Here is a 13,043-nt window from a genome sequence, read left to right as displayed (position 1 = left end):
CCTTTAATTCGTGTTAATATTATTATTAGGGTAAATAAAAAACTCATAAGTTATTAAACCTATGAGTTTTTTAATAGTCTTCTATTAATCGAATTTATAACTTCTTCCGATTATCTTCTGAGCTCGTATCTATAAGTTTATTATAAGGATCTACTCCTACTTCAGTAGGTTTTCTATCCACAATAATTGTGATTTTATTATTGATTTTTGTGATTTTATGTTTTTTCAAATACAATTCTACTTCCTTCTTTTCTCCATCTTCGTTTTCATCTTCTGTAAAAATCCCAATATCAATATAATCTTCTAAAACAACAGAATACTCTAGTCTTTTCTTTCCTTCAGCTTTATAGGATAATGAATCTCCTACTTTCTCACCATAAAAACGTTTTCCTTTTTCATCGTTTCTATACTTACTAACATTAAACTCTATATCCACTTGAAATTTACCGTTGTCTAATTCGGTAACTTCAGAATCAATAATTCTGTTTTTATAAAGTGTAATCGTTTCGAACATATCCTTGATCACATATTGCAACGAATCTGGTGTGACTGCCCTAATATGATTTACCATATCTATCGACGTTGTATAAGGAGCTTCTTGGAATTTTACCTTTTCCACATAGGTTTTAAGCGCATTGTTAAGTACGTCTTCTCCAATATAATCACTCAGTGCATAAAACACCATAGAGCCTTTTTGATAATGAATATATCCTTGACCATCATTATACATTAATGCATTTTCACGCTTTTGTTCTAACGTACGTTGTATTAAATAATCGTCTAAAGCTTTCTTTAAAAACTTACGCATTTCACTTTTTCCTTGTTGATGCTCTAATACTTTTAAAGAGACATATTCAGACAAACTTTCAGAAAGCATCGTTGCGCCTAATACGTCTGCTCCAATAACTTGATGCGCCCACCATTGGTGTGCAACTTCGTGAACTGTAATAGCAAAAGGATAATCGACACCGCCTTCTTTTGTATCATCCACATCTGCAATAAATCCTACGCCTTCTGAAAATGGAATCGTATTAGGAAACGATTGTGCAAAACTTCCGCCTGTTCTAGGAAACTCAATAATACGAGTTTGTTTATGTTGATAAGGACTGAAATTTTTAGAGTTATAATCTAATGAGGCTTTCATACCTTTCATCATTCTATCCAAGTTATATTCGTGTCCTTTATGGTAATATATTTCTAAATTGATGCCTTTCCACTCTTCTTTTTTAACCTCGTATTTACCAGAATTAAATGCATAGAAATTTAAAATCTTACTATCCATTTTATAATGAAAATAACGACGACCATCTTCTGTCCATTCTTTTTGTAAATACCCAGGAGCAATAGCAATTTGATCTTCAGATGTACTTACTGTTGCTTCAAAATCTATCCAATCTGCATCTTTAGAAATATACGTATTCCCTAAAGCTGTAGAATCTGAAGGATGTGGTTTTAACTCGTTTGGAGGTAAATCATATTTTTTACGAGTCTCATTATCTCTCAATTCGCCACCATTGTAACCTAATGAAGGAAAGATTTGAAGGTTATTTATAAACGTTCCATTTCCTCTTACAGGAGAAAAAGGTCGCAATAGTGTATTTGGTGTATTATGTACTGTAATATCTAATTCTAAACTATCGCCTGGAAGTAACGATTGTTTTAATTTATAAATATCGAAGTTATACAACGTGTCTTCTGAAACTAACGTGTTTTCCTTGTTGAATTTGAACGTGCTTGGATAATCATTATGGTTAAGTAAAATACTATCAATAGCTTGATTAGATTTATTAACCATCAAGTAATTAGCTTTAGCATCAAAGTTTAAATCATTTGGAAAAATATTTACATCTGCTTTAACTGAAACAATTCTTGGCTGGATTGATTTTTCGTATTTTTTATAGGTCTTCTCCCATTCAACAGATTGCTTTTCCGATTCTTTACTTGATGTATTAACATTAGCAATATTGTTTTCGTGATAAATTTTAAAACCAAGAGCTAAAAAACCGATCAAGAATACTAATAAACCCATTATAGCCATTCCTTTAAAGCGAAATTTCGCAATAGATAAACGTTCTTTAAATGAATGAGGCAAACCTCTTACCCAAAATAAGCTTGCAAGAACTAATAACACCAATCCTCCTAATAACCAATAGGTTTTATAAATAAGATGTCGTGACGCAGACGTACCGTAACCATTCATATCTGAATACGAAAATCCTGGCGCTTGATTGTATTTAAATATAGATTGCTCAATGCCAGCAAAACTTAAAAACGGCATACCAATAGCAATTATTAATAAAACAAATAAGCCTAAATACTGATTCTTGAACAATGTTTGGACGAATAAAGATAGTAACGCCCAAATTGCAAAGTGAATAATCCTTAATCCAAATAACTCCTTTATATAATGTCCAATTTCGAAATTATAATAGCCTTTATAAATTTGAAATATCATTCCGGATACCATAATAACTACTAATAATAGTAATTGCATTTTAAGCAATGCAATAAATTTTGATAATAACAATGTCCAATTTGGTATTGGTGTTGTATCAAGTATTTGATCGGTATTTGCTGTTCGTGCTCTTTGTACTAACATTCCAGCATATAAAAACGTACAAACATTAATAGATAAGAAAAATCCAGCACCACCCATTAACGTTTTCCATGTTGCAGGAAGTGTATCAGTTCCAAATAAATTTCCAACTCCAGATAAACCAATAAGAATAAAAATCAATCCAACTAAAACAATACTTATAAAAGGCCAGCTTTTAACAATGTATTTAAAATCTATATTAGATAATTTCCATGTTGTTTTTAAATTCTGAACAAAAGAAAAATCATAATCAACTTTCGGTAAATTAATTCTTGTAATTCCTCCAAAATTAGTTTTAGTCATACGCTGACCCTTTTGTTTTCTAAATGAAAATGAGATGGCATTTTGACTAAATTTGAAAAATTTATAAACGAACCCAAAAATTAATGTTCCAATACCAAGCCATAATAATCTATTATAAATAATGAGCTCTTTAATTGGCAGCATGTCTTCATTCTGTTCTGCAACTGTCCAATAACGCGTATAATAATTTGCTGCTTCAGCTCCATAAGGATCTAAAAGCGCAGACAAAAATCTATTGTCTGGATCTGAAAGTATACTAGACACCAAACCTTGAATTAACATCAATAATATAATGGCAATAAAACCAGCCGCTATGTTTCTTGTATAGGTTACAATGGCAAAAACAATGGCTCCGAATAATAATATATTAGGTATTATATAAATAAAATAGGCTTGTAAATATGCCGTAAAACGAAAAGCACCAACAATATCCTCATTGGTTCCTGGTAATCTGAATCCAATAAACATTGCAATCCCAATAACTAAAACAATAAGAGTTACAATGGTTACACTGCTAAAAAATTTTGCAAATAAATAATTGGCTTTTGTAAAAGGATATGAATACAAAATGGTATGCATTTCACTTTTATAATCTCTATAAACGGAAACCCCAATTATAGATGGAAATAAAAAGAAAATTAGAGTTGTTAGTCCATTAAAGAGACCTATAACGCCAATTGGTGAATTAACAATTTGCGATGAACCAGTAGTGCTGGTAAGGAAATCGAAAAATCCCGCATTAATTGCAGAAAAAAGCAAGCCCAATATGAAGAATATTGCCAAGTAGATATAAAAGGATGATTTATTGAACCAGTATTTTAATTCGTGTTTAAATATTGTAGTAAACATGTTTTGTGTCTTAGAGATTAATTAAAGCCTATTAAGCAAGTATAGATTCGTCTTGCTTTAAAGCAATAAAATACACATCGTCTAATTGTGGTTCTGCTAACCTAAAATCGTCAGCAGGCTTTTCTAAGGCATGTACTCTAATATTTAAAGTATTGTCTTGGTTATAGTTTGAAGATAAAATATTGAATGAACTTTCCATAGCTTCTAAATCATCTCGTTCTACTATTTTCGTCCAAATTTGTCCTTTTATCTCTTCAGTAGCTGCAATTGGAGTTATTTGTTTTAAAATTCGCCCACCATTTAAAATCGCCATTTCATTACACAATTCTTTTACATCTTCAACAATATGTGTCGAAAAAATAACCGTACAATTGGTACCTACTTCTCTTAAAACATTTAAAAACCGATGACGTTCAGCTGGATCTAGACCAGCAGTTGGTTCATCTACAATAATTAATTTTGGATTATTTAAAAGCAATTGGGCAATTCCGAAACGTTGTTTCATTCCTCCAGAATATCCAGCCACATATTTCTTTCTTACATCGTATAAATTTGTGATTTCTAAAACTTCTTTTACCAAAGCTTGTCTGTCAGATTTTGAACTTACACCTTTTAGTGTAGCAAAATAGTCTAACAAAGCTTCAGCAGACATTTTTGGATATACGCCAAACGCTTGTGGTAAGTAACCTAAAATTTTTCGTAAAGACATATTGTCTTCAAGCACATTAATATCACCAAACATAATAGAACCAGAGTCAGGGCTTTGCAAAGTCGCTATGGTACGCATTAAAGACGATTTTCCTGCTCCATTTGGTCCGAGGAGTCCAAACATTCCTGTTCCAATTTCAAGATTAAGATTATCAATAGCCTTAACGCCGTTTTTGTATGTTTTAGTTAAATCTTTAATGACTAGCTTCATTATATTAAATTTTAGATGATTTAGTTATTGTTGGTAATTTGTATAAAAATACTTCATTTTGTTACAAAAAAATTTCCTTAGCTATTAAAAACCAAATAAATCCTTTTATTTTTACAGACATACAAATAAAACAAACTTACATGGCTTCAAAAAGCATACTCAACAAAAAATCAATTGACTTTCTTGAAAAATATTTAAACAATGCTGCTCCAACAGGATATGAGTGGGAAGGGCAAAAAATTTGGATGGACTACTTAAAACCTTATGTAGATGAATTCATAACTGATACCTACGGAACTGCAGTTGGTGTTATTAACCCTAAGGCAAAATACAAGGTTGTTATTGAAGGGCATGCAGACGAAATTTCATGGTATGTGAATTATATTTCAGATAATGGATTAATCTATGTGATTAGAAATGGTGGAAGTGACCATCAAATAGCACCAAGTAAAATTGTAAATATCCATACTAAAAATGGGATTGTAAAAGGTGTTTTTGGATGGCCAGCAATTCATACTAGAAATAGAGCAAAAGAAGAAGCGCCTAAACCAGAGAACATATTTATCGATTGTGGCTGCACAACAAAAGAAGAAGTAGAAAAACTTGGCGTACATGTTGGTTGTGTGATTACATATCCAGATGAATTCCATATTCTTAATAAAAACAAATTTGTATGTCGTGCATTAGACAACAGAATGGGTGGATTTATGATTGCTGAAGTAGCACGATTACTGAAAGAAAACAAAAAGAAACTTCCTTTTGGATTATATGTAACAAATTCAGTTCAAGAAGAAATTGGATTACGTGGCGCACAAATGATAACGGAAACAATCAAACCTAATGTTGCGATTGTAACAGATGTGACTCATGATACTACTACTCCAATGATCGATAAGAAAAAAGAAGGTCATTTAGAAATGGGTAAAGGTCCTGTTATAGCTTATGCTCCAGCAGTACAACAAAAATTACGTGATTTGATAACAGATACAGCTGAGTCGAAAAAGATTCCTTTTCAACGTTCTGCCTTATCGAGAGCAACTGGTACAGATACAGATGCCTTTGCCTACAGTAATGGAGGTGTTGCATCTGCATTAATATCATTGCCGTTACGTTATATGCATACTACTGTAGAAATGGTTCATCGTGATGATGTAGAAAACGTGATCAAAATGATTTATGAAACATTGCTCAATATAAAAGATGGCGAAACGTTTTCTTATTTTGAGTAGCAAAAACTGAACATGCAAAATCAAAAACATCTTTTTGATATTCCAGATGATATCACCTATTTAAACATTGCATCACAATCACCAGCTTTCAAAGCTATTTATGAAGCAGGATTAAGAGGTTTAAAGCAAAAATCCAGACCATACACAATACTTGGTTCAGATTATTTTGAACCTGTTGTAGAGCTCAAAAAACTGTTTGCTGAATTAATTGATGTTGAAGATTACAATAGAATTGCAACCATTCCATCGGTTTCCTATGGAATGGCTACAGTTGCAAACAATATTACTTTAAATAAAGGTGACGAGATTTTAGTAATTGATGAGCAGTTTCCTAGTAATTACTATTCGTGGAAAAAATTAGCAAATACATATAATGCCATTATTAAAACGGTTTGTCCAGTAAAAGGCGAACGATGGGATACTACTATTTTAGAAGCAATAACAGATAAAACTGCTATTGTTGCTATGGGAAATATACATTGGTCTAATGGAAGCTTATTTGATTTAAAAGCCATTAGAAAGAAGACTAAACAACTTAACGCCTTATTAATTATCGATGGAAGTCAAAGTATTGGATCTTTACCTTTTTCGGTTAAAGACATTCAACCAGATGCATTAATATGCGCTGGATATAAATGGTTGTTTGGTCCTTATGGTTCCGCTTATGCTTATTTTGGAGAATATTTTGATAACGGAGAACCTATTGAAGAGAATTGGTCAAATAGGTTGGATAGTGAGAATTTTGCTAGCTTAACCAATTACCAACCAAAATACAAACCATTAGCAAATCGTTACACAGTTGGAGAAAGCGGGAATTTCATTTATGTGCAAATGCAAATTGAAGCTTTAAAACAGGTTATAAAATGGACACCAAAGGCTATACAAGACTATTGCAAATCAATTTCATTTGAAGCTTCTAAGGAACTTTCCGAATTAGGCTGTATAATTGAAGACCATAATTATAGGACTCATCATTTATTTGGTGTGAAACTACCTGAAGGATTAGATATTATAAAACTGAAAGCTAATTTGCTTGATCAAAATATTTTTGTGTCTTTTAGAGGAGAATACATTCGAGTTTCATGTCATTTATATAACACAAAAAAGGATTTTGACACTTTAGTGAATTGCATAAAATCGGTACTTTAAACTATCATTTTGGAAGAATATATTGATATCGTAGATCAAAACGGAATACCTACAGGAGTTTCCGTTCCAAAATCTGAGATTCATACTAAAGGTCATTTGCACAATACTGCTCATGTTTGGTTGTTTACTTCAGAAGGTCATATTCTACTCCAACAACGAGCAGCTTCAAAAACTATTTGCCCATTATTATGGGATGTTTCTGTAGCAGGACATATTGATGCTGGAGAATCGATTGAACAAGCTGCTGTAAGAGAAGCAAAAGAAGAAATTGGAATCCTCCTTTCCGAAGACCAACTAAATAAAATTGGCGTATTTGAATGTCTTCAAACCTATCTTAATGGAATAATAGATAATGAATTCCATAATACGTTTATTGCTGAAATTGCTGTAAAAATAGAAGACTTGACTCCTCAGAAAGAGGAAGTAGAAGCTTTAAAATTTGTAAGTATTTCAGAATTTAAAACCCTTTTAGCTAACAGCGAAATTAACAATCACTTTGTTCCTAGTAATCGCAAGTACTATGAATTTGTAGTTGAAGCAATAAAAGCCAAATTGACTCAATAATTTTCACTAATTTTCATGAATGAATAATGTATTACTAGCAGTTGCTCCAATTCTGATCATAATTATCTATATCTATTGTAAGGATAAATATGAAAAAGAACCAAAAGGTCTACTCCTTATAAGTTTTGTTTTTGGCGCTATTGTTAGTATAATCATAACCACAATTCTCTATCTAGGTTTCGATATTATTTTACCCTTAAAAGATGAGTCTAGCATTCTGCAACAATTTATCAAAGCCTTTTTTGTAGTGGCTTTAGTAGAAGAATTCAGCAAGTATGTTATTGTACGTTATTTTGCACAACCGAAATTTGAATTTAATGAACCTTTTGATGGAATAATGTATGCTGTTATGGTCTCTATGGGTTTTGCTGCTACAGAAAATGTATTCTACGTATTAGAAGGTGGAGCTGAAGTTGCTGTATTAAGAGCTTTTACTGCAGTTCCTGCTCATGCAACTTTTGGGATTTTAATGGGTTATTTTATGGGAAAGGCTAAGTTTTCTAAAAGTAGAATTAAATTAAATTTTTACGGACTTGCTTTAGCTGTATTATTTCACGGTGCTTACGACTTCTTTTTGTTTATTGATTTCATTCCAGGCATCTGGATTGGTGCATTTATTTCACTAATTATTGGTATCGTATTATCTCGAAAAGCCATCAAGAAACATCAAGAGGGTTCTCAATTTAAATCTTTATAAAAATAGTATTAGAATATGATATTTTTCATATTTTAGGAGTGGTTATAATCTTAACTTTATCATATCTTTTAAACTTCAAATTCATGTATAAAATAAAAGTAAACAATTCGCACAGTTTTGACATTTCGAAAGAGGATTTAGAAAAACTAGACGCTATTGAAACCACAACAAATCACTTCCATGTTTTACAGAATAATAGTTCAACTAAAGCTTCAGTATTACAGTCAGATTTCAACAAAAAACACTATACAGTAAAAGTCAATAACAATACGTATGACGTTGATATAAATGATGATTTAGATCAACTAATTGCTGATTTAGGATTTGAAGTTGGCGCAACCAAACAAGTAAATGATATTAAAGCACCAATGCCTGGTCTTATCCTCGAAATTAATGTCAGTGAAGGTCAGGAAGTCAAAGAAGACGATGCGCTTTTAATTCTTGAAGCAATGAAAATGGAAAACGTGATTACCTCTCCTAGAGAAGGGATTATTAAATCTATTAAGGTTAAACAAGCTGAAACAGTAGATAAAAATTCGCTTTTAATCGAGTTTGAATAATCTATACACTTAAAATTATAATTATCTAAACATATATAATCTTCTAAAAAGATATTTATGAAAAAAATATTAGTTGCCAATCGTGGAGAAATTGCAATTCGTGTAATGCGAACAGCAAAAAAAATGGGTATTAAAACTGTAGCTGTATTTTCAGAGGCAGATAGAAATGCACCTCACGTAAAATACGCAGACGAAGCCGTATGTATAGGTCCAGCTCCATCAAATCAATCCTATTTAAGAGGTGATAAAATCATAGAAGTTGCCAAATCTTTAGACGTGGATGGTATTCATCCAGGTTACGGATTCTTAAGTGAAAATGCAGGTTTCGCGAAATTATGTGAAGCCAATAATATCATTTTCATTGGACCTCGTTCTAAAGCCATCAAAATGATGGGAGATAAATTAGCTGCTAAAGATGCGGTTAAGAATTACAACATTCCAATGGTTCCTGGTGTTGATCACGCTATTACAGATCCTAAAGAAGCTGTTGAAATAGCTAAAGACATTGGCTTTCCAATTTTGATTAAAGCTGCTGCTGGTGGTGGCGGAAAAGGGATGCGTGTTGTAGAAAAAGAAAAAGATGTAGAAGAACAAATGAAACGTGCCATTAGTGAAGCGACTTCAGCTTTTGGTGATGGTTCTGTTTTTGTAGAAAAATATGTGAGTTCTCCTCGTCATATTGAAATTCAAGTTATGGCAGATAGCCATGGCAATATCATTCACTTTTTTGAACGTGAGTGTTCTGTCCAGCGTCGACATCAAAAGGTTGTTGAAGAAGCGCCTTCAGCTATTTTAACACCTGAACTCCGAGAAGAAATGGGGCAAGCAGCTATTAATGTAGCGCGTTCTTGTGATTATTTAGGTGCAGGAACAGTTGAATTTTTAATGGACGCTGATCATAATTTCTATTTCTTGGAGATGAATACACGATTACAAGTGGAGCATCCTGTTTCCGAATGGATTACAGGTGTGGACTTAGTGGAACTCCAAATTAAAGTAGCTCGAGGAGAAGCTTTAGAAATCAAACAAGAAGACTTGAAGATCAGTGGTCACGCTTTAGAACTTCGTGTATATGCCGAAGATCCAATGAATAACTTCTTACCTAGTGTTGGAAACCTTGAAGTTTACAAATTACCGGAAGGTGAAAACATTCGAGTCGATAACGGTTTTGAAGAAGGGATGGATATTCCAATTTATTATGATCCAATGCTTTCAAAATTGATTACCTACGGAAAGACACGTTCTGAAGCGATACAGCTAATGATAAAAGCGATTGATAATTACCATATTAAAGGTGTGCAAACAACATTACCTTTCGGACGATTTGTTTGTGAACATGATGCGTTTAAAAGTGGGAACTTTGATACTCACTTTGTGAAAAACTACTACTCGCCTAGCCTTTTGGAAGAACGACATCGTAAGGAAGCTGAATTAGCAGCTAAAATTGCCTTAAAACGCTATTTAGAAGATCAAAAATTATTACGATTACCTAATTAAGACACTATGAATTCTAAGATAAAAATGCTTAACGAAAAACTAGAGCTATCCAAATTAGGTGGCGGACAAGCACGAATTGATAAACAACATCAAAAGAAAAAACTCACAGCAAGAGAACGCGTGTTATATCTTTTAGATGAAGGTTCTTTTGAAGAAATTGGAGCTTTGGTTACACACAGAACAAAAGACTTTGGTATGGAAAACCAAAAGTTTTATGGTGATGGTGTAGTAACTGGTTATGGAACAGTTAACGGACGATTGATTTATGTTTTTGCTCAAGACTTCACGGTTTTTGGTGGTTCATTATCTGAAACACATGCCGAAAAGATTTGTAAAATCATGGACATGGCCGTTAATGTAGGAGCACCAATTATTGGATTGAATGATTCAGGTGGAGCTCGTATTCAGGAAGGTGTTCGTTCTTTAGGTGGTTATGCCGATATTTTTTATCGAAACGTACAAGCTTCTGGGGTAATTCCTCAGATTTCTGCTATAATGGGACCTTGTGCTGGTGGTGCAGTTTATTCTCCTGCAATAACCGATTTTACAATTATGGTGCAAGACACAAGTTATATGTTTGTGACTGGACCTAATGTTGTAAAAACAGTTACTAATGAAGAAGTAACAAGTGAAGAATTAGGTGGTGCTAGCGTGCATTCTACAAAATCTGGTGTAGCACATAAAACATCAGCAAATGATATAGAATGTTTAGAGGATGTCAAAAAGTTACTGAGTTATTTACCACAAAGTAATAAAGAAACACCAAAAGATTTAGAGTTTGAATTTCAAGAAGAAATAAGAAGTAGTTTATCTGAAATTGTTCCTGAAAACCCAAATAAGCCTTACGATATGCATAATGTCATTGAAGGAATTATTGACGAAGATTCTTTTTATGAAATTCATAAAGATCATGCCGAAAACATCATTGTTGGTTTTGCACGTTTAGGCGGAAAGTCAATTGGAATTATAGCTAATCAGCCTATGTTTTTAGCAGGAGTATTAGATGTTAACAGCGCTAAAAAAGCAGCACGTTTTGTGCGTTTTTGTGATTGCTTTAATATTCCGTTGTTAGTACTTGAAGATGTTCCTGGATTTTTACCAGGAACAGATCAAGAATGGAATGGTATTATTGTTCATGGTGCGAAACTACTTTATGCTTTTAGTGAAGCTACAGTGCCAAGAGTAACTGTGATTACCAGAAAAGCGTATGGTGGAGCCTATGATGTTATGAATTCTAAACATATTGGAGCAGACATGAATTTTGCTTGGCCCAATGCTGAGATTGCAGTTATGGGAGCAAAAGGTGCTGCCGAAATCATATTCAAACGTGAAATTGTTTCTGCTGATGATCCTGAAGCTAAATGGAAAGAAAAAGAAGCTGAATATGCTGAATTGTTTGCGAATCCTTACAGTGCGTCTGAACGTGGCTTTATTGACGAGGTTATTCTTCCGAAGAACACAAGAAGAAAGCTTATTAAAGCCTTCTCAATGTTAGAAAACAAAGAAGTAAACAGACCTAATCGTAAACACGGAAATATTCCGTTGTAGTTAATTAGGAAACTTACTTTTATCTAAACCAGGAACGATACGTAACGCATTTTTATAGTATACTTTTTTAAGAACATCGTCAGGTAAATCTAAACCATACATTGGCCAAAAAGCATGGTACTTTTTGTGGTAAGGAAAATACTCATCTGCACTTTCTAAAACTCTAAAATACGTTGGGAACTCCTTTGGTTTCCAGCTGTCTTTACCAAAGAGAATACGATCTTGATACTTAATAAAGAATGCTTTTGCGAAACGAGGCTGTCGTCCTAATTCAGCAATAATAGCACCTATGCCAACATTCATGTTAGGCATATCATCCAACAGCTGGCCAAGCTTACCTAGATCGTTAGCAAACCAACCCATATGTGCATTGATGAATGTTGTATTTGGATGTGCCTTAAACATATTATGCTGCTCCTGAATAATCTGTTCCCAAGGTGCAGGGTTATTTGCATCACGCTTACGACGTGGATGTGTTTTTAGTTCTAACCATCTTTCATTATCACCATCAAACTCATCCCAAAACAGTTTTGGATCTGCTGCATGAATTAATACTGGAATTCCAAGTTCTCCACACGTTCTCCATATTGGATTTAATCTAGAATCATCAATTGCCAATCGTTTACCATCAACATCTGTATTTCTTAATCCCAAACTTTTATAGACCTTTAATCCTCGAGCTCCATTTTTCACATCTTCCTTCAATTGAGCTACTTTCTTTTCTATCCATCCCTTTGCTCCTGCTCCATCAAAATTAATATTACAAAATACCACAAAGCGGTTTGGGAAATTCTTGTCAATATTGGCTACAGATTTTATAAGATCGTCTCCAGTTCTACCACTTAGATTTACCATGATTCCCATATTAAGAGTATCCATAGCTGCTACCACAGGTGCTAAATCTTGAGTTGGCATTTGGTATTGATGACCATGCACATCTATAAAAGGAAATTTAGCTTTTTTAATTACTTTTCCAGGAACCACCAATGTTGATGTTGGATTATAATCTTCAAAAGATATGTCTTGTCCGAAGGATAAAAACGTAGCACTTATTAATACTGCTAATAGAATATAAAATTTAGATGTCATAAGTTGTGATTTACTAGATAAAGTTAAGCATCAAAGCGAATTC

General features: G+C 33.1%; 10 protein-coding genes. 7 read left to right on the top strand and 3 right to left on the bottom strand.

Going from position 1 to position 13,043, the window contains the following annotated elements; all coding sequences use genetic code 11:
• Nucleotides 1–94: 94 nt before the first annotated feature.
• Complete coding sequence (locus RH81_RS15770; RefSeq protein WP_033962117.1) at nucleotides 95–3,748, bottom strand: ABC transporter permease/M1 family aminopeptidase; 3,654 nt, start codon at nucleotides 3,746–3,748, stop codon at nucleotides 95–97.
• Between the two features lie 31 nt (nucleotides 3,749–3,779).
• Nucleotides 3,780–4,667 (bottom strand): ATP-binding cassette domain-containing protein, encoded by an 888-nt coding sequence (locus RH81_RS15765; protein WP_033962116.1) that lies wholly within the window; start codon nucleotides 4,665–4,667, stop codon nucleotides 3,780–3,782.
• Between the two features lie 140 nt (nucleotides 4,668–4,807).
• Here RH81_RS15765 and RH81_RS15760 point away from each other — a divergent pair, with 140 nt between their 5' ends.
• The 7 genes from RH81_RS15760 to RH81_RS15730 all read left to right on the top strand — a co-directional run bounded on the left by RH81_RS15760 (nucleotide 4,808) and on the right by RH81_RS15730 (nucleotide 11,911).
• Entirely contained in the window at nucleotides 4,808–5,896 is a 1,089-nt protein-coding gene (locus RH81_RS15760) for a M42 family metallopeptidase (RefSeq protein ID WP_033962115.1), read from the top strand.
• Between the two features lie 12 nt (nucleotides 5,897–5,908).
• Nucleotides 5,909–7,045, top strand: coding sequence for an aminotransferase class V-fold PLP-dependent enzyme (locus RH81_RS15755; RefSeq protein WP_241478996.1), 1,137 nt, complete (start codon nucleotides 5,909–5,911; stop codon nucleotides 7,043–7,045).
• A 9-nt stretch (nucleotides 7,046–7,054) separates the two neighbouring features.
• Complete coding sequence (locus RH81_RS15750) at nucleotides 7,055–7,609, top strand: NUDIX hydrolase (RefSeq protein ID WP_033962112.1); 555 nt, start codon at nucleotides 7,055–7,057, stop codon at nucleotides 7,607–7,609.
• Between the two features lie 19 nt (nucleotides 7,610–7,628).
• Nucleotides 7,629–8,306: a PrsW family intramembrane metalloprotease gene (locus RH81_RS15745; RefSeq protein ID WP_033962111.1), complete on the top strand. Its 678-nt coding sequence runs from the start codon at nucleotides 7,629–7,631 to the stop codon at nucleotides 8,304–8,306.
• Nucleotides 8,307–8,389: 83 nt separating this feature from the next.
• Nucleotides 8,390–8,866 (top strand): acyl-CoA carboxylase biotin carboxyl carrier protein subunit, encoded by a 477-nt coding sequence (locus RH81_RS15740; protein ID WP_033962109.1) that lies wholly within the window; start codon nucleotides 8,390–8,392, stop codon nucleotides 8,864–8,866.
• A 57-nt stretch (nucleotides 8,867–8,923) separates the two neighbouring features.
• The gene (gene accC / locus RH81_RS15735; RefSeq protein ID WP_033962106.1) at nucleotides 8,924–10,363 is read left to right on the top strand and encodes an acetyl-CoA carboxylase biotin carboxylase subunit; all 1,440 of its coding nucleotides are present in this window, start codon (nucleotides 8,924–8,926) and stop codon (nucleotides 10,361–10,363) included.
• A gap of 6 nt (nucleotides 10,364–10,369) precedes the next feature.
• Nucleotides 10,370–11,911: an acyl-CoA carboxylase subunit beta gene (locus RH81_RS15730; RefSeq protein ID WP_033962104.1), complete on the top strand. Its 1,542-nt coding sequence runs from the start codon at nucleotides 10,370–10,372 to the stop codon at nucleotides 11,909–11,911.
• Here RH81_RS15730 and RH81_RS15725 read toward each other — a convergent pair whose 3' ends face one another.
• Entirely contained in the window at nucleotides 11,912–13,000 is a 1,089-nt protein-coding gene (locus RH81_RS15725; RefSeq protein WP_033962101.1) for an amidohydrolase family protein, read from the bottom strand.
• Nucleotides 13,001–13,043: the final 43 nt, after the last annotated feature.

Origin of the sequence: Psychroserpens jangbogonensis, from assembly GCF_000797465.1 — a bacterium.
Lineage (GTDB): Bacteria > Bacteroidota > Bacteroidia > Flavobacteriales > Flavobacteriaceae > Psychroserpens > Psychroserpens jangbogonensis.
Note: the sequence above shows the minus strand (reverse complement) of the source record. Positions and strands in the feature narration are given on the sequence as shown.